The sequence below is a fragment of the Alkalimarinus alittae genome, assembly GCF_026016465.1.
GTDB classification, from domain to species: Bacteria; Pseudomonadota; Gammaproteobacteria; order Pseudomonadales; family Oleiphilaceae; genus Alkalimarinus; species Alkalimarinus alittae.
This window is the reverse complement of sequence record NZ_CP100390.1, coordinates 1,398,763-1,424,625: the sequence shown is the minus strand read 5'-3', so window position 1 is coordinate 1,424,625 and position 25,863 is coordinate 1,398,763. Positions and strand designations below refer to the sequence as shown.

The following is a 25,863-nucleotide window of genomic DNA, read 5'->3' as shown; positions in this document are numbered from 1 at the left end:
ATGCCATATTAAACTAGGAACAAACGATTAAATGATGACTCGATCAACCTCCCCTTTATTCATAACCTCTATCGTTGTGACCGCACTCTCTTGTATGCTTTCAAGCCACCTACATGCAGACCCTATAAAATATGAAGAAGTCACCACCCCAAACAAACCGCCTACTGACGACTGGATCTATCTATCTGTCATGCTAGGCAAACTAGATACTCAAAGCCAAGCGGTCATGACTGACGAGAGTACTGGCGAGAAATCTTATGCGGACATCCCTTCAATGCCATTTGCTGGAATACAAGCGCAAATCCCCATATCACGCCAGTGGTTTGAATACGGTTTTGAAACAGGCGCGAATATTGGCTGGAAAAACGACAGTTTTGTTTTCGTCGCGACGAACAATCAAGCCGCTTTAGCGCTAAAGAGTCAGTTCTTTTTAATGGAAATACATGGCGGCGTTTTTGCTGCTCTAGCCCCTACCAGCCGCTTCAGAATTTATGCTGGCGCAGGCCCCGTTTTAGCCTACGGGCATATCAACAACTCAGACTCAGAGCCCGCACACCTACCCGCTACTCAAGGCGGGGCGAACATTTCAATCAATCTATCAGATAGCACCGATGATATATCATTAGGTCTATACGGGCGCGCAGGCATTGAGTACTTTACCCGCTCTGGATTCAGCATTGGTGCAGGCGTAAGGCGTGCTAAGTATGACTTAGACTTTGGTAATGTCGCTGGAGAAATGAAGTTAAATGATAATGTGTATTTTATGAGCTTAGGCCAGAGATTTAGGACTTATTAATCACGCCTAAGCATTACATACTCTCACTACTATAATACCTTCCATTAAATTCAGATAAGACTTGACATTTATCAATGACAATGAAAATAGCGGGTTGTCGTTAGATAAATGAAGGAGTATTCTGAAAAAAGTTATAAGTTAGCTTTCAACTAATACTTTTAGATCTAACAGGCCTTTAGTTGCCTACATAGGTTAGTGGGCACTAATCGCCAAACAAGAGCGCTAGCGCTTACCCGTTTGCATTATCTCTTCGCACCAACGATATCTTCTTACTGCAGATATCACCGTACAAAAGGGCTGCTCATGACCCCGACCATTGCCATCCTTCTTATCATCACCTTCTTACTATCGACCGTAGGTCTTCTATTACTTATCTGGTCTATCGCCAACAATCAATTCCGTCACGGAAAGGACGCTGCCCGCACAATTTTCACCTCTGGTGAAGAAGGGGTTGGCGAAGATCCCGCTGAGAAATCCACACAAGAACTGACTGAAAAGCCTGACCTCGAGCTTTCTGCACGCTATCAAGCTGACCAGTCATCCCGCAAAGCAGCTTTGGCGTGGATCGCGTCTTCTATTGTCTGGATTGTGGTTGGCTCATTTTATGGCCTACTCTCCTCTGCAAAGATGCACATGCCAGAATTGCTAGCCAGTAGTGAATGGTTTACCTTTGGTCGTATCCGACCTATGCACTTGAATGCGGTTTCCTATGGTTGGTCATCTATGGCCGGTATTGGTATCGCATTATTTTTAATTCCCCGTCTATTCAAAACACCCTTAGTCGGTAGCCGATACGCGATACTAGGAAGTGCTATCTGGAACATCGGTTTAGTGCTTGGGCTTGGCGCCATTAACATAGGGCTATCTGACGGTAAGGAATGGCTTGAGTTCCCTTGGCAGATAGACCTTTTATTTGTTGTGGGTGGGGCTTTATGTGCCGTCCCATTACTACTGACAGCAGCAAACCGCACGGTGTCTCATCTATATGTCACTAGTTGGTACTTATTAGCAGCATTGGTATGGTTTCCAATTCTATTTTTTATCGCCAACATGCCGTTTACTTTTCCAGGCGCCTCGGGGGCCACTGTTAACTGGTGGTTTGCCCATAACGTGCTGGGGCTTTGGGTCACACCACTGGGTATTGGTATCGCTTATTACATGATTCCTAAAATTCTCGGTCGGCCTATTATCTCTTATCAGCTATCATTGATCGGCTTCTGGTCATTAGCGTTATTCTACAGTCAGGTCGGCATACACCACATCATCGGCGGGCCCATTCCAACCTGGCTTGTCACCCTATCTATTGTTCATAGCGTCATGATGTCGATTCCAGTCATCACTGTTGCCATCAACCATCACGGTACGATGATGGGTAACTTCGGCCGCCTTAAAGACTCCCCTACACTTCGTTTTGTTTGGATTGGTGCACTGATGTATACCGCGTCGTCTTTACAAGGTTCAATGGAAGCCTTACGAAGCATTAACGTCATTACCCACTTCACGCACTACACCGTAGCGCATGCGCACCTAGGTATGTATGCATTTCTAAGCTTTATTTTGTTTGGCGCCATCTACTTTGTCATGCCTCGCCTAATGAACTGGGAGTGGCCATCGAGAGGGTTGATCAGCTTGCATTTTTGGTTGGTGAGCGCGGGCATCCTAATTTATTTCTTTTCAATGACTATCGCCGGCTGGAAACAAGGTATCGAGCTTTTAACCGCTGATACCCCCTTCATGGATATTGTACGTATGACGATTCCTTATTTAGAAGCGCGCACCCTTGGCGGCTCTTTAATGACCCTCGGCCACCTAGTCTTTGCGCTTCACTTTTTGGCGATGCTACTTCGACGGGGAGAAAGTAAAGATCAACCCACACTATTTCGCTCCATGAATAAGGAGGTGATTCGATGAAACGTGCACTTGCGATAATGGTAGGCGCAGCCTTAATTCTGCTTTTGGCTATGCTCACGCTGGTAGTGATGCCGTACATACAAATGTCATCTGAAGAGGTGCCGGAAGACCTTAAACCCTACACGGCGCAACAATTAAAAGGACGTCAGGTGTATATTGCTAATGGCTGTATCTATTGCCATAGCCAGCAACCTCGCGACCCTTCATTCGCGCCGGGTGACAAAGATCGAGGCTGGGGTCGCCCGTCTGTGCCAGGCGACTATAAGTATGATGAACCACACCTTCTAGGTACCATGCGTACAGGCCCTGACCTGTTCAATATTGGCGCTCGACAACCCAGCATCGATTGGCAATTAATTCACCTGTACAGCCCTCAGGCGGTTGTACCTGATAGCATTATGCCGCCTCACCGTTTCTTATTTAAGACAGTGGATAAAGTCGCAGAGGGAGAAAAAGAAGTTCATATACCCCCGCCGTACGGCCCTAAAAAAGGCCATGTCGTTGCCACCGATAAAGCGCTAGCATTGGCTGAATACCTGTTAGGGCTCGATCACACATACCCTGCGCCGACCTTACCTCAGCCCGACGTTAACGCTCAGCCTGACGATATAAAGGAGTAACAGTCGCCGTGATAAACGATGATAAACATACACAATTGCGTGAAAACCCCGAACCTGAAGAAGGTACCCTCACCACACCCAAAGCCGTGCTAGCATGGATTTTTATCCTTATCGTCTGGGGTGTTGGTTATTATGCTTGGCAAATAGGCAAACCGATGCTCGGCGGTGATAGTAGAACAGCCGTAGCCGCCCCCCCACAGAGCCCAGAAGAGTCTCTAGACGGCACAATCGTTGCCGCCCCAGAAGGTAAAACCGTGTTTTCAGCTCACTGCGCAGCCTGTCATCAGGCTACCGGCCAAGGCATACCCGGCGCGTTCCCTCCACTGGCGGGCAGTCAATGGGTCACAGCAGAAGATTCGAATCTTCCACTTGCCATTATTCACGATGGTCTAAGTGGTGAAATCGAAGTAGCGGGAAATACATACAATGGAATCATGCCTTCCTTTAAAGGGACTCTTTCTTCTGCTGAACTCGCTGCGGTGCTGACATACATCCGTCAAAATTGGGGCAATAACGCGGAAGCTATTGATGCCTCCATCGTTGAAAAACATAATGAGGTTATTGGTGATCGTGACCCATGGACGGTAAACGAACTGAAACAGACATTCCAGACACCTTGATATGATCGATAGCACTGCAATGCCTGCCCACAAGACGGTACAAGAAAGCGTACTATTCGTCGAGGGCATGCATTGCGGTAGCTGTGCAGCAGCAATAGAAATGCTGCTAAGTCGACAGCAAGGAGTAATAGACGTTTCGGTCAGTTTTGCAGCCGACACGGCCATGCTGAGCTGGAATACCGAACAAACCAATATTACTAAGCTTAAACTCGCAATCTCACGATTAGGCTATCGCCTTCATACGACCCAATCAACTCAATCTGAACGTGTATGCGACACCATACGCAAACGACTGCAATGGCGGTTAGCCGTTGCGGTCGTGTTTGGTATGTGGAGCATGATGCCAGCCTTTCTCGTGTATTTAGCCCCTCTCGGCATTGTCGAACCCGACATAACCTGGTCCCTAGCATTAGCTAGCGGATTATTTGCCCTACCCGTACTTATTTACTCAGGCACACACTTTTACAAAGTCGGCTGGCGCACGCTTATAGTCGGCGTACCAGGGCTCGATACACTGATTACATTTGCTGTAGCTGCAGCATGCATTCTTTCTGTGTGGAGCCTTATCGAAGGTAGTAATCATGTTTATTTTGATGCCAGTGTCATGCTCATCACCTTTCAACTCATTGCGCGCTTACTTGATCACAGTGTAAGACGACATGCTGCGGACGTAGTACGCAGCTATCTTAATGAAGCCCCCGAGGACGTCACTGTTATTCAGCCAAACGGGGAACCTGAAACCCTACCTGCTAAACAGGTTCAACTCGATCAAACTATCACTCTGAGCTCAGGCCAGCATCTCGCCCTAGATGCCTGCGTTATCAGCGGTACAGGGTATATGGATATATCCATGATAAGTGGCGAAAGCACGCCGCAGCTAATCGGCCCTGATTCGGAGCTATACGCAGGATGCATCTTAATTGAAGGAGAGGTAAAACTCAGCGTGACCGCCATCGTCGGTCAGCGCCGCATAGACAACCTAGCGCAATCAATACGAGGGTTACTCAGTAGAAAGACCGCCCTACAACTCATCACCGATCGGGTAGCAAGAATACTACTTCCGACCATTCTTATTGCCGCTACTACAGCTATGATGCTTGCCTTATTTCAAGGACTTCCACTCCTTGATGCAACCGCACGCGCTCTTGCTGTGATGATTATCACCTGCCCTTGCGCATTAAGTCTTGCCATCCCGTTAGTCGTCATCATGGGGCACGCACACATGACCACCAACGGCATCGTTTTTCAAGACCCTGCCGCGCTCGAAACAGCTGCAGATATTAACGTGGTCGTTTTTGATAAAACAGGCACACTCACGACTAACAACCCGACAGTAGCCACCATTAAGCCAGCAAATGGTTGGTCAAAAAGCGAGTTATTACAGTTAGCCATTAACACACTTCAAGACTCTCCTCACCCCACAGCGAGAGGCCTTTCCATGCGAGGCACTCCCACCATCGATAGCACAATCGGCAGCCGAAAAACCGCACTAGGTCATGGCACCTGCTGGCAGTTAGGTAACCAAACTGTTTTAGCTGGAAGAGCCTCTTGGCTGAAAGCGCAAGGTGTAAAACTACTGGTTAATACTGAAGACGAAATGACATTACACCTTGCTTGCAATAACCAGCATGCAGGAAAAATCACATTCAAAGAAACTATCCGACCAGAAGCATTCTCTTTAATACCAGCATTAAAGGACATGAACATGCCGATGTATTTGTTAAGTGGCGATACTCGCCGGTCATCGCTAGCATTGGCACACCATTTGAACATTCCGCCTGAACGGGTAATCGCCGAAGCGACTCCCGAACAAAAATGTCGCTTTATTCAATACCTAGAAAAGCACCACAGTGTCGCGTTCGTGGGTGACGGGTTGAACGACGGCTTAGCCTTAGCATCAGCACAACTAGGCATTGCAGTTCATTCAGCATCGACATCAGCCAGCTCAGCCGCAGCTGTTTATTTACCTGATGGATTAATGAGAATACCATCCACGTTACAGTTCGCACATCGGGCACGTAGGCTCATGCGACAAAATCTGATCTGGGCAATTATTTATAACGGAGTGGCCCTGCCAATGGCGATTACAGGGTGGGTACAGCCGGTCGTAGCAGCGATTGCCATGACCTTAAGCAGTCTTTGTGTATTCATTAACAGCATGAGAATGCAACGTAAGAGTGACAGCTTCACTGATAAAGCTTGCAAGGAGTAGTACTAATTGCTGAAACGAGGCGCAAACTCTCCGCTTGCGCCTGCTAGCTTGTTTAATCCTGACTCACAATAATCTCAGGAAACACATTACTGTAATTCTTAGCGCGCTTAGACAGCTCAGCCGTCACTTTTCGAGCAATATCTCGATACATCAGTGCAACTTCTGAATCAGGTTCAGCCACTACAGTTGGCGTACCTGAATCTGTTTGCTCCCTGATTGTTTTGTGCAGCGGTAACTGCCCAAGTAACGCCGTATCATATTCTTCTGCTATACGCTCACCACCGCCCTCTCCAAAGAGGGGTTCATGGTGCCCGCAGTTACTACAAATATGAACACTCATATTTTCGATAACACCCAACACCGGAATATCCACTTTGCGGAACATTTCAATGCCCTTCTTGCAATCAAGCAAAGCAATGTCCTGTGGCGTGGTCACAATAACAGACCCCGCAACTGGGACTTTCTGTGACAACGTCAGTTGGATATCACCTGTACCTGGCGGCATATCAACAATCAAGTAGTCAAGATCATCCCATAACGACTGATTCAACAACTGCTGAACCGCACCACTAACCATTGGACCACGCCATACCATCGGCGTTTTATCATTCACTAAAAAAGCCATCGACATGGCTTGTATACCATATTTTTCGAGCGGTATAAAAAACTTGTTCTCATGTGTTTTAGGCGTCGTTCCGTCAGGAAACCCCAACATTAAGCCGACACTAGGCCCATATATATCCGCATCCAATATACCGACTTTAGCGCCTTCTTGGCTCAGCGCTAATGCCAAGTTAATAGATGTTGTAGATTTACCCACTCCACCCTTACCCGAAGCCACCGCAATAATATTTTTTACTTTGTCCATATTCTTCATATGGTTTTGAACCTGGTGCGGAATAATCTTCGTAGTCACGTTAATTGTAACTGATTCCACGCCATCCACATTTTCAATCGCAGACGTTAAGATTTGAGCCATTCCTCCCTTAATACCATCACAAGGGTAACCCATCTGGATATCTACTTTTACGTTCCCCTGCTCATCGCTCTCTACATTTTGAATAGCGTTAAGCTCATATAAATTTTCATTTAGATAAGGGTCTTGGTAACACTTGATTGCAGATTCTAACTGCGTCGCGTCGACTTGACTCATAAATTTATTCCACCGAGCAATTGCTTGTAAAACGACATTCCGAAAAATGTTATTGGAGGGTAAAACCAAGTAAAATAGTCTACTACTTCTAACGGTAACTTAAAATGCTATCGGTATTTCAATTCACCCAAAGATAATTTATCTTGCGTTTGCTCAATAATAACACGCCAAGCGCCGGAATTAAGATGAAATTTTTGACATCAAACGGTATCATAGCGCCCATTTTCCATACTCTAATTTCGAAGCGCTGATACTTTACAGATTAATTTCAATGCGCTGCTAGATAACCTCTTGTTTTTAGAGAAAAGACCGAACAGTTGATCAGAACTAAAAGACTAGCCTGGGATATATAACATGACACAGACCACTGCACGAAACATTCTGGTAACCAGCGCGCTCCCCTATGCTAACGGCCCTATTCATTTAGGCCACATGCTGGAGTATATCCAAACTGATATTTGGGTGCGTTTTCAGAAGCTGCGTGGTGAAAACTGTACTTATGTCTGTGCAGACGATGCACATGGCACGGCTATTATGCTGCGTGCAGAAAATGAAGGCATCACGCCTGAACAGCTCATTGATCGTGTCAATAAAGAGCATAAGGCAGATTTCGATAATTTCTTAATTGATTTCGATAACTACTACTCGACTCACTCTGACGAAAATAAAGAGCTGTCTGAGCTGATTTACAACAGATGCCTAGCCAAAGATCGCATTGCATCTCGCTCAATCACTCAAGCGTTTGACCCTGAAAAAGAGCTCTTTCTAGCGGATCGTTTTATTAAAGGCACCTGTCCTAAATGTAAAGCCGAAGACCAATATGGCGATAACTGTGAAGTCTGTAGTGCGACTTACACGCCAATGGAGTTGATTAACCCACGCTCTGCTATTTCTGGAGCAACGCCGATTGAAAAAGATTCCGAACACTTCTTCTTCAAATTGCCAGAATTTACTGAGTTTTTGAAAGAATGGACCCGCAGCGGAACATTACAACCACAAATCGCGAATAAGCTATCTGAATGGCTAGATTCTGGCCTACAAGAGTGGGATATCAGTCGTGACGCGCCTTACTTCGGGTTTGAAATTCCCAATCAGCCAGGCAAATACTTTTATGTTTGGCTAGATGCCCCTATTGGTTACATGGCCAGCTTCAAAAACCTATGTAAGCGTCGTGACGATCTTAACTTTGAAGATTATTGGGGAAAAGATTCCACGACCGAGCTGTATCACTTTATCGGCAAAGACATTATTAACTTTCACGCCTTGTTTTGGCCAGCGATGCTACATTGTGCTGACTTTAGAACGCCTACTGCTGTTTATGCTCATGGATTTGTCACAGTAAACGGCAAAAAGATGTCTAAGTCTCGAGGCACATTTATCAAAGCCAGTACGTACCTAGAACAGCTGAACCCTGAGTATTTGCGTTATTATTTTGCAGCAAAACTGACAAGCCATGTAGATGACTTAGACCTTAACCTAGAAGACTTTGCACAACGTGTAAACTCTGATTTAGTCGGAAAAGTCGTCAATATCGCTAGCCGCTGCGCAGGTTTTATCACTAAACGTTTCGATGGCCGTTTATCAGCCACCTGCGATGAGCCTGAATTATTAAAACAGTTTGTTGATGCAGGTGATGACATTGCAGCGCTGTATGAATCTCGTGATTTTGGCAAAGCGGTTCGTCTTATTATGGAGCTAGCTGAAACGGCTAACCAATATATTCATGATAAAGCACCTTGGACGCTGGCTAAACAAGAAGGTCAAGAGCAAATATTACAGAACATCTGCTCTAACGCGATCAACATGTTTAAGCTACTGGTCACCTATTTGGCCCCCGTACTACCCGCAATGACGGAGAAGACTGAAGCGTTTTTGAACGTCAAATTAAGTTGGCATCAGCGCGGTGAGTTACTACTTGATCATGAAGTAAACAAGTTTAAGCCCATGATGACGCGCATCGAAATGAGCAAAATTGAAGCCATGATTGAAGCCTCTAAAGAAGACGCCATTGCTGAAGCTAAAGTCAGTGGAAAATCTGCGCCTGCAGCTGCAGAAGAGTCTTCTCCACTTGAGCCTTTTGCCGATGAAATTGAATTTGATGATTTTGCCAAGGTTGACTTGCGCGTAGCGCTCATTGCCAATGCAGAGCATGTAGAAGGCGCCAAAAAACTGCTCCGTTTAACACTTGATTTAGGGGGCGAAACCAAAACGGTATTCTCAGGCATTAAGTCTGCTTACCAGCCAGAAGACTTGGTCGGAAAGCTAACCGTCATGGTGGCGAACCTTAAGCCTCGAAAAATGAAATTTGGTATGTCTGAAGGCATGGTGTTAGCCGCAGGCCCTGGTGGTAAAGAGATTTGGTTATTAGAGCCACATGAAGGCGCCAAGCCTGGCATGAGGATTATGTAATAACGGTATTACTTGGGGGAATGACAGTGTTGTTCCTGCATGCCTGACAGAAACTTTACTGTCGAGCTACCGATAAAGTTAAATACCAATACAAGATTTAATAACCTTATTCCAAAATCAACTAGGTTTTCTCTTTGTAAATCTTGAATGGAATAACAAGCTCTCAGATAATAGCGGGCCTTATAGAGGCTAACCTATGCTCGGGTTAGCTAATTGGAGTACATGATGACCGAATACATCCTCATTCTTGTCAGCACCATATTGGTTAACAATTTCGTGCTAGTCCAGTTTCTGGGTTTATGTCCATTTATGGGTGTTTCCAATAAGCTAGAAACTGCTATGGGAATGTCGCTGGCGACAACCTTTGTTTTGACGCTTTCGTCTGTTTGCAGTTATTTAGCATTCGAGTATCTGTTAGAGCCTCTCGGACTCGAATACCTACAAACCATCACCTTTATTTTGGTCATCGCGGTGGTGGTTCAATTTACCGAAATTGTCGTGAGAAAAACCAGCCCTCTACTTTATAGAGTACTCGGTATATTCCTCCCTTTAATCACCACCAACTGTGCTGTACTGGGTGTCGCACTGTTGAATATCAAAAAACAAAACGGCTTTGTTGAGTCCATCATGTATGGCTTTGGCGCTGCGGTCGGGTTTGCATTGGTACTGGTTTTGTTCTCGGCCATGCGAGAGCGAATAGCGGTCGCGGATGTACCCACTCCTTTCAAGGGTTCTGCGATTGGCATGATTACCGCAGGCTTAATGTCATTAGCTTTTTTAGGCTTCACCGGCTTAGTTAACATTTAGGGATCGGCTTAATCAATGAGTATTATTTTAAGCGCCATTCTTACCCTTCTCGCCTTGGCTGTCGTCTTTGGCGCGATCCTTGGGTTCGCTGCAATCAAATTTAAAGTTGAAGGAAACCCAATTGTTGATGAAATCGACAATTTGCTCCCTCAAACTCAATGTGGCCAATGTGGTTTCCCCGGTTGCCGCCCTTATGCTGAAGCCATTGCCAATGGCGAAGAAATCAACAAATGCCCTCCGGGGGGTGAAGCGACTATCCAGTCACTCGCTGATTTACTCGATGTCGAAGCCCCGCCACTCGATGCGGAACACGGAGAAGAAACCGGCAAGCAAGTAGCGGTTATTCGTGAAGATGAATGCATCGGCTGCACTAAATGTATTCAAGCCTGCCCCGTCGATGCCATTTTGGGTGCGGCAAAGCAAATGCATACCGTTATTGCCGATGAGTGTACTGGCTGCGACTTATGTGTTGAGCCCTGCCCTGTTGACTGTATCGATATGGTATCAGTGCCAGAAGATATCAAATCTTGGTCGTGGGATAGCCCTATTAACCAACCGCCAACCGCTGACAACATCATAGCAACCGATAAAGGCCCAGAGGTATCTGTATCATGAAACAAATATGGGACTTTCATGGCGGTATACATCCAAAAGAGAATAAAGACCAATCGAATCAAAATAGCATTGCGAATGCAGGTATTCCTCCTCAGTTGATATTGCCACTACAGCAACATGTAGGGCATCGCGCTGAGCCGATCGTAAATGTTGGCGAAAAGATACTTAAAGGCCAGTTAATCGCCGAGGCTGTTGGCCCGATTAGTGTGGCTATTCACGCCCCAACCTCTGGTACAGTGAGCGCAATTGAAGACCATCAGGTACCTCATGCATCTGGCATGACAGACCTGTGCGTCATAATCGACACCGACGGTGAAGATAAATGGTGCGAACGTACGCCCTGTGAAGACTATTCAACATTGTCTCCTGAAGAACTACTCGTTCGAATACGTAATGCGGGTATCGCTGGTATGGGCGGCGCAGGTTTCCCTACCGCTATTAAGCTAAACCCGCCGCGCCAAGATAAAGTTAATACGCTGATATTAAACGGCGCAGAATGCGAGCCCTACATCACCTCTGATGACCGTTTAATGAGAGAGCGCGCCAAAGACGTTATTCTAGGTCTTGAAATAATGGCCTACATTCTTCAACCTGGCGAATGCCTAATAGGCGTTGAAGATAACAAACCTGAAGCCATTAGCGCTCTTCGCGAGGCAGCTAAAGACACCCGAATAGAAGTGGTCGTTATTCCCACTAAATATCCTTCTGGAGGTGAAAAACAACTGATTAAGATTCTGACGGGTAAAGAAGTTCCTCATGGGCGAATCCCCGCAGATATTGGCGTCATGTGCCAGAATGTAGCCACCGCCGCTGCAGTATATCGCGCTATCCGATTCGACGAACCACTTATCTCACGCGTTACCACCATAACCGGCGACTGCATCGCCAACAAAGGTAACGTTGAAGTTTTAATTGGTACGCCTATCGACTGGCTACTTGAAAAAAATGGATACCTAAATCAAAAAGGTAGCCGCTTAGTGATGGGTGGCCCTATGATGGGCTTTACATTACACGACACTCGATTACCGGTTGTAAAAACCACTAACTGTTTATTAGCGGCCACAAACAAAGAGCTCACACCACCACAGCCTGCTCAAGCCTGTATTCGTTGCGGCATGTGTTCGGAAGTATGCCCTGCTGAGTTGCTACCGCAACAACTGTACTGGTTTGCGAAAGGGCAAGAGTTTGAAAAAGCTGAAAATCACAATCTATTTGACTGCATTGAATGTGGTGCCTGCTCATACGTTTGCCCCAGCACTATCCCATTAGTTCAATACTACCGATATGCGAAAGGCGAAATAAGACAAATAAAAGCAGACCAAGAAAAATCGAATCAAGCTCGCGAGCGCTTTGAGTTCCGACAAGAGCGTATAGAGCGAGAAAAAGCAGAGAAAGAAGCCAAGCGCAAAGCCAGAGCGGAAGCGGCGGCAAAAGCTCAGGCCGCTAAAAAAGAAGCTGAAGCCGCAAAAGAATCATCTGCGTCAGGCGTAACCACAGAGCCAGATTCAAAGAATGACAAGGCCGCTGCTATTCAAGCCGCATTACAACGAGTGGAGGCCAAAAAGCAAGCCCAAGCAGCACCAGAAGTCACACTAGAAACCCTGCAAAAAAAGTTGCTCAGCGCCGAAGATAAATTTAGCAAGATGGAAGCTGCCTGGAAAGATGCACTCACCAATAACCCAGCGCGTGCAGAAAAACTGGCAACTGCTGTAGAAAGCAGCAAAAGCAATGTATTGAAACTTAAAAACCAAATAGCGACTATGGGAGAGTCTGCGCAGGCACAAGGTGCAGCACCACAAGCATCCACTGGACCTTCTATTAAAGAGCTACAAGTCAACGTCGATAAGGCCAAGAGCAAGCTACAACTGATGTTAGATACATTAGAAGACGCCAAACAAAACCACCCCGATCGTGTAGAGAAAATTGAACGCGCTATTGCAAAAAACCGCACAAGAGTGAGCCATGCAGAAACCGCTCTTAACGACGCAAAAAGCGCCGAACAACAAACTGAACCAACAGAGAGTAACGGTTAACTAAATGGGCTTAATGACAATTACATCCCCTCACGCACACGGGCCTAGAAAAACGGCTAACTTGATGCGTGCAGTGGTGATCGCAACACTTCCTGGCCTTTTAGCGCTGACATGGTTCTTTGGCTGGGGTAACCTGATTAATGTAATCTGGTGTTCTATTATCGCGCTATTAGCAGAGTCGAGTGTACTACTAATAAGAAAACGCCCGCTTGCATTTTATTTAGGCGACTATAGTGCATTAGTAACAGGGGTTTTACTGGGATTAGCGCTACCGCCTTTGGCACCTTGGTGGGTGTCTGTTGTTGCAGTGGGGTTTGCCATTATTGTGGCAAAACACCTTTATGGCGGCATGGGATACAACCCATTCAACCCTGCTATGGTAGGGTTTGCATTGGTGCTGATTTCATTCCCTGTCGCTATGACTACCAGTTGGGCCACTCCTAGCTATTTACTCGACAGCCCAATGAGTTTCATTGATACCCTAAGCACCGTATTTGGTTTTGCATCTCAAAGTATTGATGCATTCACGATGGCAACACCACTTGATGTATATAAACATGAAATAGGCCACTCGATCGCAGAAGACGTCGTAAAGAACCCTGTTTTTGGTGACTTTATTGCTCATGGGTGGGAATGGGTAAATATTGCCTTTTTAGCCGGCGGCCTGTTTTTGATGAAAAAAGGGGTGTTTACATGGCATACCCCCATTAGCATGTTGGTAGCACTCGTTGTAATGTCGCTAGTGTTCGGTTGGGATGCAGACCAAACCACGCCCCTCTTACTACATCTATTGGCAGGTGCGACCATGCTGGGCGCATTTTTTATTGCAACCGACCCGGTAACATCGGCCGTTAGCCCTCAAGGGAAACTGATCTACGGTGCGGGCATCGGCATTCTGACTTACATCATCAGAACCTATGGCAGCTACCCTGATGCCATCGCATTCTCAGTTCTACTAATGAATTTTGCAGCACCACTTATCGACTTGTACACCCAGCCACGAACATACGGCTATGCTAAAGCCAAGCGCGGCGCGAAGGAGTCAGAATAATGGATTCAATAAAACAATCCATAACCAGATCTGTTATTGGGCTGGGTATATTTGCCATTATCACCGCAGGCCTTATCGCAGCAACACAGATAATGACCAAAGAAACCATCGAAAAACAGGTCAAAAAAGCCCAATCGAAAGCATTGCTGCAAATAATATCTCATGAAGAGCACGACAATGACCTTCTAGAAGATACGTTTTTACTCGAAGCAGGCGGGCTACTCAATCTCCCTAACAGCAAAGAAGCCTATATCGCTCGCAATGATGACATGGCTACGGCCATCATTTTACCGGTGGTGGCAGAAAACGGGTATTCCGGCCCGATTTCAATGATTGTCGGCATAGAAGCAAACGGCAAGGTTAAAGGCGTTCGAGTCATTAATCACAAAGAAACACCAGGGCTCGGTGATAAAATTGATATCAAAAAATCTGACTGGATAAAACAGTTCGAGGGTGTTTCATTGACCCAACCAGCGCCAGATCAGTGGAAAGTAAAGAAAGATGACGGAGAGTTTGACCAGTTAACAGGCGCAACAATAACACCAAGAGCCATCGTTAGCGGCGTTCACAATGCATTAAACTTCTTCGAGCAAAACAAAGTCGAACTATTAAAAGCACTACCCAGTCCACAGTTATCAGTAGAGGGTGATTCGAATGGCCAATAGTAGCTATAAAGAAATTACACTTAACGGCCTGTGGAAAAATAATCCCGCACTCGTTCAACTTCTTGGACTATGCCCTTTACTCGCCGTCACCGGTACGACCGTTAACGCAATCGGGCTAGGCCTTGCGACTACGCTCGTACTGCTCGGCTCTAATATTTCTGTTTCGTTAATACGTAACTTTGTACCCGAGACGGTAAGACTACCTGCATTTGTAATGATCATTGCCTCACTGGTGACCTGTGCAGAACTACTCATGCAAGCCTATACCTACGAGCTGTATGAAATCTTAGGGATTTTTATCCCTCTTATCGTGACCAACTGTGCTATTTTAGGCAGAGCTGATGCATTTGCATCTAAGAATTCCGTCGTCCCCTCAGCATTAGATGGCCTTATGATGGGGTTGGGTTTTAGTATTGTGTTAATCATTTTAGGGACTGTGCGTGAACTGATCGGACAGGGAACCCTGTTCAGTGGCATGGATTTACTCTTTGGTGAAATCGCTAAAGACTGGCAGATCAATGTCTTTACAGATTACCCTGACTTTCTCTTTGCCATCTTACCCCCCGGCGCCTTTGTAGGCATGGGTATTATTATTGCCATCAAAAACATTATCGATGACCGCTTAAAAGAAAGAGAGCAAAGAAACAGCGTTAAGGTGGTATCAGGCAGCAAGCGCGTCAGAACAACAGGCACTATTTCTTAATGAACAAGGATATTCGCACTGAAATATTTAGACGCTTAAAAGCGGATAATCCCAACCCTGAAACGGAACTTAACTACAGCACGCCTTTTGAGTTGCTAATTGCGGTTATTTTATCTGCTCAAGCTACTGATGTAGGCGTTAACAAAGCGACAGATAAGCTATACCCTGTCGCCAATACCCCCGAAGCCATTTATGCGCTCGGGTTGGATAAACTAAAAGAGTACGTCAAAACAATTGGCCTATTTAATAGCAAAGCCGCCAATATCATAAAAACCTGCGACATTTTAATCAAAAAGCATAACGCTGAAGTACCCCAAGACCGCGAATCGCTAGAAGCACTCCCCGGTGTTGGCCGAAAGACGGCCAATGTGGTGCTGAATACTGCATTCGGCATGCCTGTTATGGCGGTAGACACGCACATCTTTCGCGTATCTAATCGAACCAAAATCGCGACAGGCAAAAACGTAGTAGACGTTGAAAAAAGACTGATGCGACTAGTGCCCAAAGAATATCTTTTAGATGCCCACCACTGGTTGATTCTTCACGGCCGATATATTTGCACCGCGCGAAAGCCAAAATGTGGCGCCTGTATTATCGAAGATTTATGTGAATTCAAAGATAAAACCGAATACTCTGATTAGAGTCTTATCGTATTTCGGTTTTAAACCGCTCTAAATCCTCTCGAGCAGACAAAATATAATATGCCTCAGTCGAACCACTGGGATATCAAAAGGACCGTTAGCAATCATCGTCACGGTTAAGTAGTGTCACCCTCCTTTCTAAACACTACTTTATAGCGCTTCGAGATAACCCAGTAAACCGCTAAACAGCAACATAATGATAAAGCGTCTTTAGCCCCCCCTCTAATCTATTCGTACATTTAACTTTGATGGTTTAAACGCCTATCTAAAAATAATTAATTAAACGCCGAATTAACACCCTTAAAATTAACGATAAGCAGCAATAATTTGCTAGCATTGCACTCTTTCTAGAGCATCATCCTCGACAACTTTTTGAATATAATAGGCAGTAAGATGGAAAAGGTTTACATCAGCGCCCAGCAACTTTTAGAAGACTCCTTCCAGCTGGCAATCAATATTTATGAAAGCGGCTATCGCCCTGACTACATTGTGGGTGTATGGCGGGGCGGAGCACCGGTAGGAATAGCAGTACAAGAACTATTGCATGTCTTTGGCGTAGAATCAGATCATATTGCGATACGGACATCATCCTATACCGGCATCGGTGAGCGCAGCAAAAAAGTAAAAGTTCATGGTCTCACCTATTTAATCAAGCGTCTAGAGAGTGAAGACAGCTTACTGATAGTCGATGATGTACATGATAGCGGTTTAAGCATTAACCAAACGATTCTCGACATCAAAAGAGCCTGCAAGAAAAACACCCCTGAGATTCGAATAGCGACACCCTATTACAAGCCTGCCAACAATAAAACGGACAGAGTGCCTGACTATTACGTTCATGAAAGTAATGAGTGGCTGGTCTTCCCTCATGAAATAGATGGCTTAAGTACGGATGAAATTCGCCAACACCGACCGGAACTGACGCATATTGCAGATAAGATAGATGAAATAAAAAATAAATAATTCAAAAAGCACTATCACTTCCTGGCTCGCTCATTAAGGTGCTACAATCTTGTGCACCTTTTTGTAACACCGTTACAACGCAATTAGTTAAACACCTATACAGAACATTGTTTCTGGTCGACGGTCCACTCTACCTTCTTCCTTATTAGCGATGATAATCGTCTCTCTTGCAATATTTAGGAAGATCAGTAGTGAAAAGTTTTATAGTCTCTATCGGCATCTGTGCCATTTGGTTAATCGCCTTATTACCTCTCTCCATTGCACATAAATTAGGTGCCTTCATCGGTTGGATTTTGTGGATAACCAATAGCAAAAAACGCAAAATTTCAGAGGTGAATTTGAGGCTATGCTTTCCTGACTACAGCGACGATGAGATCAACCGCATCGTTAAAAAAAGCCTCAAAGCATTGGGCAAAACATACACCGAGATGGGCATGTCATGGATGTGGCCAATCCCTAAAGTTCATAAGCTCATCACGCACATTGAGGGGGAAGAATATTTACAGCAAGCACTTGATGAAAACAACGGCATTATTCTTATCGCCCCCCATTTAGGTAACTGGGAAATCCTCAATCACTTCTTCCGAACCTATCTATTCATGACCGTGATGTACAAAACGGCAAAAATTCCCAAACTAGACAAATTTATATTTGATACCCGAAAACGAGTAGACGTAGGTTTAGTGCCTGCCGACCGTGAGGGTGTTATGTCGCTCTATAAAATTTTAGAAAATAAAGGCGTAGTCGCGGTTCTTCCAGACCAGCAGCCGCGAATTAAAAGTGGCGTCTTTGCCCCCTTTTTTGGTCAAAAGGCTCTCACTGGAAAGCTAATTGGTGAAATGGCTAGCACAACTCCAGCCTACTTATTATGCTGCTATGCCAAGAGAATGAGTGATGGACGTTACTCAGTGGTACTAAAGCCAGCAAATGATCTAGTCCGCGACCCAGACCCCGCCATTGCAGCCACTGCGCTGAATAAGAGTATCGAGCAATGTATACTAGACTGCCCTGAACAATATCAATGGAGCTATAAACGTTTTCGTACTCAGCCAGAAACGAATATAAATTTTTATCAGTAATCAGCCACTAGACTTAAATCGACTTATTATCGGTTAATAACGCAATACTCTTAATTTGAGCATAGACATGCTGGCCGCATTTCAGATTAAGCTGTGCAGCAGATTTTTTAGTAACTCGCGACAATAAAGTCACCTCTCCAACCTTTAACCTCACAATCACTTCTGGCTGTTCATCGGTTATTATTTCCGTAACCGTTGCCGGAAAAATATTAAGGATACTGGTTCCCGTCTGGTGCTCAAGCGTTAAACTAACATCTCGTGCCACAACCCTAAGTCTTACGGCTTGCCCAACAGAAAGCGTGTTGCAAGGCACTATAAACTGGCCTCCCCTAAAATCAAGATAGGTGACACCGTAGTGGCTATCGTGAGAAGCAACATTGGCTTTTATAACAGCCGCAGCATCATCGCCGTGCGCGAGAGGCAAGTCCAATCGAGTCAGCATGCCCTCAATGGGCCCTTCGGCCCTTACCTTACCCGCTTCAAGCAATACCAGATGATCGGCCAAGCGAGCCACTTCATCAGGTGCATGGCTGACATAAATAATCGGGATATCGAGCTCATCATGCAACGATTCAAGGTACGGCATAATCTCACGCTTCAAAGCCTGATCTAATGCCGATAAAGGCTCATCCATTAGCAACACTTTAGGGCTCACCGCTAACGCTCTAGCAATAGCGACTCGCTGTTTTTCGCCGCCTGACAGTTTATCGGTTTTGCGGCTCAAGAGATGGCCAATCCCCAATAATGCTACAGCGTGATCGATCGATACTTTTCGCTCAGTGGCAGGGACGCGCTTTACGCCATATGCTAGATTATCGGCCACATTTAAGTGTGAAAATAGGCTCGCTTCCTGAAACACATAACCAATGGCTCGTTCATGTGAAGGTATAAACCCCTCTATCCCCTGCCAAACGTTATCTCTAACTTTCAAATACCCATTATCACAACGCTCCAACCCCGCAATCAATCGTAGCAGTGTCGTTTTACCACACCCTGACGGACCAAAAACAGCGGTAACACCTTTACTAGGGATAGTTAATGCGACATCTAGCTCAAACGCTTTCTTGGTTAACTTAAATTTGGCCTCTATACTCATGTGCGCCCCCAGTTCAATCGACCGTTAAGCGCATAGACAATCATCAACATAAGAAAAGAAAGCAGTAAAAGGCCTCCAGACAACCAATGTGCCTGACTATACTCAAGCGCTTCAACATGATCATAGATGGCAATCGAAAGCACCTGGGTTTCACCCGGAATATTCCCACCAATCATGAGCACAACACCAAATTCACCAATCGTATGCGCAAAGCCAAGAACGGCAGCAGTTAAAAAACCATGTTTAGCGAGCGGCATAGCGACGGAAAAAAAACGATCTAACGGAGAGGCTCTAAGCGTTGCCGCTACCTCCATTGGTCTTTTCCCAATGGCAGAAAACGCATTTTGTAAGGGCTGTATAACAAAGGGCATTGAGTAAAAAACAGAACCGATAACCAAGCCGCTGAAGGTAAATGCCAATGAGGGCCCACCGAGCCATGCCATCATCTGCCCAAGAGGCCCATTAGGACCCAGCGTAATAAGAAGATAAAAACCGAGAACTGTCGGGGGCAGCACCAAAGGAAGTGCTACTAACCCTTCAAATATAAATTTGAACTTAAAACGAGTATTGGCTAACCACCACGCCACCGGCGTACCTATCAACAGTAATATGCCTGTCGTAATAGCCGCTAATTTAAACGTCAAAAGTAGTGCCGCGATATCAAAACCGCTTAAATTCATAATGAACCGTATCCGTAGCGCTGAATCACTATTTTTGACTCTTCACTTTTAACAAATGAGAGAAATGAGCGTGCTACAGGATTACTTTTTAATAATACCGCTTGCTGCTCAATCGGTGTATAGAGTGATTGTGGGATCATCCATACAGACCCTTCTCGTCGATCTATCTTATTTTTTACTTGTGTGTAAGCAACAAACCCTAATTCAGCATTACCACTTTTAACAAACTGATAGGTCTGACCGATATTTTCACCTCGTACCATTTTCGTTTGCAGTGAGGCCCACAACCCTTTTGCTTGCAACACATCTTTGGCTGCTAAGCCATAAGGTGCTAACTTTGGATTCGCAATTGCCAAATATCGAAACTCAGCAGACTGAAAGATACTGAGACTTTCATCCACTAAGTCTTCATTTGGGCTCCATAACACGAGCTTTCCTATAGCATAGGTAAATCGAGTTGAAGGAATAGCATACCCCTCACGCTCTAACCGTTGAGGCCGCTCGATGTCAGCAGCAAAAAAAGCGTCATAAGGAGCACCATGTACTATTTGAGCATAGTGTTTACCTGTAGAACCCACGACCACCACTACATGATGCCCAGTTTGTTTTTCAAACGAATGAGCCAACGCTTTTATCGTGTCGCTAAAGTTGCTAGCGACCGCTACCCGAATTTCGCCAGCGCTGGCATGAACATTAAGCCCTATTGCCAACATAAAAACAGCCAACGTGACCATGACTGTTTTTTGCAACCCAACTATATTCATTACACCTCAATGTGATGCTGCTAATAAAATGCCTATCTAAACAATAGTGTAACCAAAACCAATAAAAAAGGCCGCATCAGGCGTTTATTATAACACCCAAAATGCGACCTTTTTATTTAGAGAGGTAGTAAGCGTGATTAGCTACCTAGCATTTCATCTCTTAAGCTTTTCTGTGCTGGCTTATCAGACAACCAGATACCAAAAAGTGCTTTTTTGAAGTCTGCGCCTTCAATGGTGTTAGCTAGTTTACCATTAACGTAAACTTCAACACCTTTACCAGGAACATATACCATGTCGTATACGTTATTTTCAGTCGCTTCATCACCGAATACCGCTAAGAAGCTATCAATTTCAGTTTTGATAGCTGCAGTGTTACCGTTAGTTGCGTTCTCAAAACCTTCACGTGTAGCGTTTGTCATTTTTTCGCCAGACACGTCACGCAACATGTGTAGTTTAATAGCCATAGGCTCATCTGCATTAATTACTTGTGTTGCATCAGAAGACTTCTGACCGAGATACAGACCACCAACATAAACATCAAACATCCACTTTTCACGTAAACCTGCGCCATTCAGTGCAAGATCAGAGCTGCCAGCTTTAATTGAATCAGGAATTTTAACGCCCCCAACTTCTTTTGCAAAAGCAACTTGAGTAAGCCCTAAAACTAATACCAATGCTGTAATTATCTGTTTCATTTACCTTTCATCCCTAATTGATTATTTTTAGTAGCCCTAAACCAACGTGCCTCCCAACTCTCTGCTTGGTAAGTCACGAGCCGGACTAATGATAAGTCGACTACCTATGAATCTTTATCACTAGCCGATGGTATCAGGAGCCTGATGATTATACTGCTCAATAGTTCTCAAACAATATGCTAATTAATAAAAACGAGGGTTATTTATCGTAATTTTGTACACAAAAAAACCACGTTTTAAAAAGACATAAGAGTCCTTTCAAATACGTGGTTCTAATAAAACAGGGTTAAACTCACCCAATTTGATATTTCAGCTGTACTTTATTTATACAATATCTACTCAAATGTCGTCTATTATTTAAATATCGTCTATTTAAATAATGTTTCGCCCGTTAACCCTTGTTTCTCAAGGATATCTCTCAAACGTTTAAGCGCTTCTACCTGAATCTGTCTAACACGTTCGCGAGTCAGACCAATTTCTCTGCCCACTTCTTCAAGCGTGCTCATCTGGTAGCCACGAAGCCCAAAGCGTCGAGCTAATACTTCTTGCTGTTTACCCGATAGTTGGTCTAACCAAGTATCAATACTGCCTCTAAGGTTGCTGTCTTGCAACAACTCAGCAGGGTCTGACGCAGACTCGTCAGCAACGGTGTCCAACAGGCATTTATCGCCGTTGGCGCCTACAGGCGTATCTACAGAAGTGATACGCTCATTAAGGCCAAGCATTCGTTTAACATCTTCAACAGGCTTATCTAATAAATCGGCAATTTCTTCTGCAGTTGGCTCATGGTCTAATTTTTGAGTCAACTCTCTTGCAGCTCTTAAATATAGATTAAGCTCTTTAACAACATGAATCGGAAGACGAATCGTGCGCGTTTGGTTCATAATCGCACGTTCAATTGTCTGTCTTATCCACCATGTGGCATACGTAGAAAACCGGAAACCTCTTTCAGGGTCAAACTTTTCAACCGCTCGAATTAACCCTAAGTTACCTTCTTCAATAAGATCGAGAAGCGTTAATCCACGATTTACATATCGCCGAGCAATTTTAACCACCAAGCGAAGATTGGATTCGATCATCCGTTTACGTCCTGCCTCATCGCCTTTTTGTGCGAGTCGTGCGTAGTAAACCTCTTCTTCCGGTGTTAAAAGCGGTGAAAAACCGATTTCATTTAAGTAGATTTGAGTGGCGTCCAATTGACGATAATTTTTTGATTCCGCGGTGTACTTATTAGCCTTTTTACGATCAATCGGAGTAACCACACTCTCTTCATCACGCTTAACGGCTTTTGTTACTTTAGTACCCTTCTCAAAAGCTACTTCTTCGACGTATTTTTCTCTTTCAGCTGACATAATACGGGCCCTGCTTTCTGTATTGTTTTTAAGGACTTCACAACCGTAAAGGGTTGTAACGTCTAAACAATCTAGTTGTTATATGAACTACCCCGTTTGGTATTAACCGTAGACTACAAGATACGGACCAAACAATATTTTATTTTTTGTAACTTTTCTTTTCGAACTTTTACCGTTTAGGTAAATAGTTCAATGGGTTAACCGGTTTTCCATCTCGTCTTATTTCAAAATGAAGTTTCACCCGGTTAGTGCCAGTATTCCCCATTTCAGCTATCTTCTGACCTTGTTTTATCTTTTGGCCTTCTTTTACCAAGATCTGATCGTTATGCGCATAAGCACTTAGGTAATGTTCGTTATGATATATAATTATCAATTTCCCATACCCTAGTAATCCGCTTCCTGCATACACCACTTCACCATTGGCAGCTGAAATTACTGAATCACCCAATGTGCCAGCAATGTCGATACCTTTGTTATCATTGCCAGCAGAAGAGTATCTTGCAATAACTCGGCCAAGATGAGGCCAATGCCAATTTACACCCTTGACGCGCTTTGATTTTGTGCTAGCACGCGGCTTCTTTTTTGCGGACGCAACAGGCTTACTTTTTGTAGGCGCTTTAACTTGTCGCGTTTTTTTATAGTTTACCGATGACGTTTTTTGAGTCGCGCTAGAAACTGACCCTCTAAGGTCGAGCCGTACCCTCTGCCCTAACTTAATAATATAGGGCGGCTTAATATTATTCGCAGAGGCCAACTCCTTGTAATCCCTACCGTAGCGCCAAGCGATGGAATACATAGTGTCTCCCTGACTGACCTTATGAGAGCCAAAATAAACAGGGGGGTTAAAGTTTTTATCTTGATAAATTCCACTTGAATTACAAGCAGATAAAGAAAGAATTAGGCAAAAAAAAGATAAATTTCGAAACAACAGAACAACTAAAGGCTGGGAACCAACAGTCAAAGGGGGGTGCTTTTGAGTCGTTTCGAATAAATACACAATAATTTAATATACTATAAATAAGCTCATATATTCCAAAACGATATATAAGAAGTCACACAATATTAAGAATCTACGCTAACCTATTATTCTAGCAAACTATTTCAATACAGCCAGACACTCACTTTAGTTACCCGAAAAGCGAAACGTTACCAAAGGAAACACCCTAAAGTAACAACTGGTTCACACTTTTAATGTCTACTGCGCCCCACTTTTTCTAATAACAAGACAATAGCGATACCGCAAACCACTGAAATCAATGCCCAACCTAGCTGAGACGACTGCCCTGTTAAGGTTTCAAAGGTAGCAGGTAACACATTAGACTGTATCAGTGGAACTTGTTCGCCGTGACTGTTCATCCGAAAGCTTATCGTTTCTTTCCAAGGCCATACTTTATCCAGTGCACCAATCATAAACCCCGTTAACACGAGTAATGTATAGTCATGAAAACGTTTAAATGCCCAAGCGAGTAAATTAGCGATTGTTAGCAATCCAACAACACAACCACCTGCAAAAATAGCTAATACCGCGACATCTAACGATTTTACCGCATCAAGTATGACGCTATACATACCTAACAACAGTAGAATAAAGCTCCCTGATATACCGGGAAGAATCATGGCACAAATGGCTAAACAACCAGAAAGAAAGAGGTTTAATGTTGTCGCCTCCACTTCTGCAGGCGTCGCACTGCTAGCCCCCCAAGCGACTAACACACCCACTAAAACAGGTAGCAGATTAATCCACCGCCATACTTTAATTTGCTGGCTCACATGCCAAACCGAGGCCAGAACAAGGCCAAAGAAAAATGACCATAGCACTTCTGGGTACGCAACTAACAAAAAACTGATTAGCTTTGCCAGGGTAAAAACACTGAATAAAATCCCTGAAAATAGCGTTAATAAAAACCACCCATTGATTGAATTCCACGCAGCAGAAATGCCGTCCTGTTTCAACGTAACAAGGGTTTTCCATGAAACCGACTGAATCGAGTTGATCAACTCTTCATAAATACCCGTAATAAAGGCAATTGTTCCACCAGATACCCCTGGAACAATATCCGCAGCACCCATTGCAGCACCTTTAAAAAACAACAACGCTTTTGATTGTTTCAAAACTCATCCCTAATAAATTAATAACTAACGAATAACACCGCCAAGCAACGGAACAAAATACACAGGTTCAATCACTTCATAGTTAAAGTCATCTCCGTTTCGTGTTACCACAGTAAGCTCTTGCGTATCATCACCGACAGGAATAACCAGTCGCCCACCATCTGCGAGTTGGTTCAACAATTCTTTGGGTATTTCGCTCGGAGCAGCGGTCACAATAATCCCATCAAAAGGCGCCGAGCTAGGCCAACCCATTCCTCCATCAGCGTGACGGGTATAAACATTACGCAATCCCATTTGGCGAAATCGCTCCTTAGCTTTCTCTTGTAGCGGCCTTATTCGCTCCACACTAAAAACTTCATTCACCAACTGAGCTAAAATAGCGGTCTGAAAACCTGAACCTGTACCGAGCTCAAGCACTCGGGCAGGTTTTGACTGCAGCAGCACTTGGGTCATTCTCGCCACAATATACGGCTGAGATAACGTTTGATTGTGGCCAATAGGTAATGCCGTATCTTCATACGCTCTATGCGCTAATGCTTCATCGACAAATATGTGACGAGGCGTATTCGCCATTACATCTAACACATCTTGATTATCGATGCCTTTTTCCCTAAGCCTTTGAACTAAGCGCATTCTTGTGCGCATAGAGGTCATCCCGATCCCCTGTAAATCGAATGTTTGACTCACTTTATCCCCTCAATCCAGTGGTTAACATCACTGATTGCATCATAACCTGTCATGTCTATATGTATCGGTGTTATTAAAACAAACCCATGTTCTAGAAAAGCAGCACACTGAGATCGATTTAACGTAAGCGGATTGCTCACGCCATCGCCGTTTGAAATTAATAAATTCATTATTTTTCTTTTTATGTTGATGAACTGAC

25 protein-coding genes are annotated in these 25,863 nt (G+C 44.6%); 15 read left to right on the top strand and 10 right to left on the bottom strand.

All coding sequences use genetic code 11. The features are described from left to right. The first annotated feature begins 31 nt into the window (after positions 1-31). From NKI27_RS06455 to NKI27_RS06435, 5 genes are all read left to right on the top strand, one after another. Positions 32-796, top strand: a complete 765-nt coding sequence (locus NKI27_RS06455; RefSeq protein WP_265048860.1) for a hypothetical protein — start codon at positions 32-34, stop codon at positions 794-796. 303 nt (positions 797-1,099) lie between these two features. Further along, positions 1,100-2,707: a cbb3-type cytochrome c oxidase subunit I gene (locus NKI27_RS06450; protein WP_265048859.1), complete on the top strand. Its 1,608-nt coding sequence runs from the start codon at positions 1,100-1,102 to the stop codon at positions 2,705-2,707. After that, positions 2,704-3,327, top strand: a complete 624-nt coding sequence (locus NKI27_RS06445) for a cbb3-type cytochrome c oxidase subunit II (protein ID WP_265048858.1) — start codon at positions 2,704-2,706, stop codon at positions 3,325-3,327. Before NKI27_RS06450 ends, NKI27_RS06445 begins: the two co-directional genes overlap by 4 nt. Before the next feature lie 8 nt (positions 3,328-3,335). Then, positions 3,336-3,947, top strand: coding sequence for a c-type cytochrome (locus NKI27_RS06440; protein WP_265048857.1), 612 nt, complete (start codon positions 3,336-3,338; stop codon positions 3,945-3,947). A gap of 1 nt (position 3,948) precedes the next feature. After that, positions 3,949-6,159 (top strand): heavy metal translocating P-type ATPase, encoded by a 2,211-nt coding sequence (locus tag NKI27_RS06435; protein ID WP_265048856.1) that lies wholly within the window; start codon positions 3,949-3,951, stop codon positions 6,157-6,159. A gap of 52 nt (positions 6,160-6,211) precedes the next feature. On the opposite strand, the gene apbC is transcribed toward NKI27_RS06435, so the two are convergent. After that, positions 6,212-7,312: an iron-sulfur cluster carrier protein ApbC gene (gene apbC / locus NKI27_RS06430; RefSeq protein ID WP_265048855.1), complete on the bottom strand. Its 1,101-nt coding sequence runs from the start codon at positions 7,310-7,312 to the stop codon at positions 6,212-6,214. Between the two features lie 354 nt (positions 7,313-7,666). Between apbC and metG the strand changes: the two genes are divergently transcribed. From metG to NKI27_RS06380, 10 genes are all read left to right on the top strand, one after another. Next, positions 7,667-9,721, top strand: coding sequence for a methionine--tRNA ligase (gene metG, locus NKI27_RS06425; RefSeq protein WP_265048854.1), 2,055 nt, complete (start codon positions 7,667-7,669; stop codon positions 9,719-9,721). Between the two features lie 225 nt (positions 9,722-9,946). Continuing rightward, positions 9,947-10,528 carry an electron transport complex subunit RsxA gene (gene rsxA, locus NKI27_RS06420; protein ID WP_265049480.1) on the top strand — a complete coding sequence of 194 codons (582 nt, stop codon included), beginning with the start codon at positions 9,947-9,949 and terminating at the stop codon, positions 10,526-10,528. 15 nt (positions 10,529-10,543) lie between these two features. Then, complete coding sequence (rsxB, locus tag NKI27_RS06415; RefSeq protein WP_265048853.1) at positions 10,544-11,143, top strand: electron transport complex subunit RsxB; 600 nt, start codon at positions 10,544-10,546, stop codon at positions 11,141-11,143. Further along, entirely contained in the window at positions 11,140-13,176 is a 2,037-nt protein-coding gene (rsxC, locus tag NKI27_RS06410; RefSeq protein ID WP_265048852.1) for an electron transport complex subunit RsxC, read from the top strand. The genes rsxB and rsxC overlap by 4 nt, the downstream gene beginning before the upstream one ends. A 4-nt stretch (positions 13,177-13,180) precedes the next feature. Next, positions 13,181-14,227 (top strand): electron transport complex subunit RsxD, encoded by a 1,047-nt coding sequence (rsxD, locus tag NKI27_RS06405; protein ID WP_265048851.1) that lies wholly within the window; start codon positions 13,181-13,183, stop codon positions 14,225-14,227. After that, positions 14,227-14,892, top strand: a complete 666-nt coding sequence (rsxG, locus tag NKI27_RS06400; protein ID WP_265048850.1) for an electron transport complex subunit RsxG — start codon at positions 14,227-14,229, stop codon at positions 14,890-14,892. The genes rsxD and rsxG overlap by 1 nt, the downstream gene beginning before the upstream one ends. After that, on the top strand, positions 14,882-15,595 hold the full coding sequence (locus NKI27_RS06395; RefSeq protein ID WP_265048849.1) for an electron transport complex subunit E: 714 nt from the start codon (positions 14,882-14,884) through the stop codon (positions 15,593-15,595). Before rsxG ends, NKI27_RS06395 begins: the two co-directional genes overlap by 11 nt. Further along, positions 15,595-16,236: an endonuclease III gene (gene nth / locus NKI27_RS06390; protein WP_265048848.1), complete on the top strand. Its 642-nt coding sequence runs from the start codon at positions 15,595-15,597 to the stop codon at positions 16,234-16,236. The genes NKI27_RS06395 and nth overlap by 1 nt, the downstream gene beginning before the upstream one ends. Positions 16,237-16,629: 393 nt before the next feature. Beyond that, entirely contained in the window at positions 16,630-17,199 is a 570-nt protein-coding gene (locus NKI27_RS06385; protein ID WP_265048847.1) for a phosphoribosyltransferase, read from the top strand. 191 nt (positions 17,200-17,390) lie between these two features. After that, positions 17,391-18,278, top strand: coding sequence for a lysophospholipid acyltransferase family protein (locus tag NKI27_RS06380; RefSeq protein ID WP_265048846.1), 888 nt, complete (start codon positions 17,391-17,393; stop codon positions 18,276-18,278). A gap of 13 nt (positions 18,279-18,291) precedes the next feature. Here NKI27_RS06380 and modC read toward each other — a convergent pair whose 3' ends face one another. The 9 genes from modC to NKI27_RS06335 all read right to left on the bottom strand — a co-directional run bounded on the left by modC (position 18,292) and on the right by NKI27_RS06335 (position 25,834). Beyond that, positions 18,292-19,374: a molybdenum ABC transporter ATP-binding protein gene (gene modC, locus NKI27_RS06375; RefSeq protein ID WP_265048845.1), complete on the bottom strand. Its 1,083-nt coding sequence runs from the start codon at positions 19,372-19,374 to the stop codon at positions 18,292-18,294. Then, on the bottom strand, positions 19,371-20,054 hold the full coding sequence (gene modB / locus NKI27_RS06370; protein WP_265048844.1) for a molybdate ABC transporter permease subunit: 684 nt from the start codon (positions 20,052-20,054) through the stop codon (positions 19,371-19,373). Before modB ends, modC begins: the two co-directional genes overlap by 4 nt. Next, positions 20,051-20,818, bottom strand: a complete 768-nt coding sequence (gene modA, locus NKI27_RS06365; RefSeq protein ID WP_265048843.1) for a molybdate ABC transporter substrate-binding protein — start codon at positions 20,816-20,818, stop codon at positions 20,051-20,053. Before modA ends, modB begins: the two co-directional genes overlap by 4 nt. 137 nt (positions 20,819-20,955) lie before the next feature. Further along, positions 20,956-21,513 (bottom strand): chalcone isomerase family protein, encoded by a 558-nt coding sequence (locus tag NKI27_RS06360; protein ID WP_265048842.1) that lies wholly within the window; start codon positions 21,511-21,513, stop codon positions 20,956-20,958. Positions 21,514-21,881: 368 nt separating this feature from the next. After that, entirely contained in the window at positions 21,882-22,865 is a 984-nt protein-coding gene (gene rpoS / locus NKI27_RS06355; protein ID WP_265048841.1) for an RNA polymerase sigma factor RpoS, read from the bottom strand. A gap of 169 nt (positions 22,866-23,034) precedes the next feature. Continuing rightward, positions 23,035-23,661, bottom strand: a complete 627-nt coding sequence (locus NKI27_RS06350) for a peptidoglycan DD-metalloendopeptidase family protein (RefSeq protein WP_406802961.1) — start codon at positions 23,659-23,661, stop codon at positions 23,035-23,037. A 392-nt stretch (positions 23,662-24,053) separates the two neighbouring features. Beyond that, positions 24,054-24,977 (bottom strand): DUF368 domain-containing protein, encoded by a 924-nt coding sequence (locus tag NKI27_RS06345; protein WP_265048840.1) that lies wholly within the window; start codon positions 24,975-24,977, stop codon positions 24,054-24,056. 24 nt (positions 24,978-25,001) lie between these two features. Continuing rightward, on the bottom strand, positions 25,002-25,631 hold the full coding sequence (locus tag NKI27_RS06340) for a protein-L-isoaspartate(D-aspartate) O-methyltransferase (RefSeq protein ID WP_265049478.1): 630 nt from the start codon (positions 25,629-25,631) through the stop codon (positions 25,002-25,004). A gap of 29 nt (positions 25,632-25,660) precedes the next feature. Further along, complete coding sequence (locus tag NKI27_RS06335) at positions 25,661-25,834, bottom strand: hypothetical protein (protein WP_265048839.1); 174 nt, start codon at positions 25,832-25,834, stop codon at positions 25,661-25,663. Positions 25,835-25,863 lie beyond the last annotated feature (29 nt).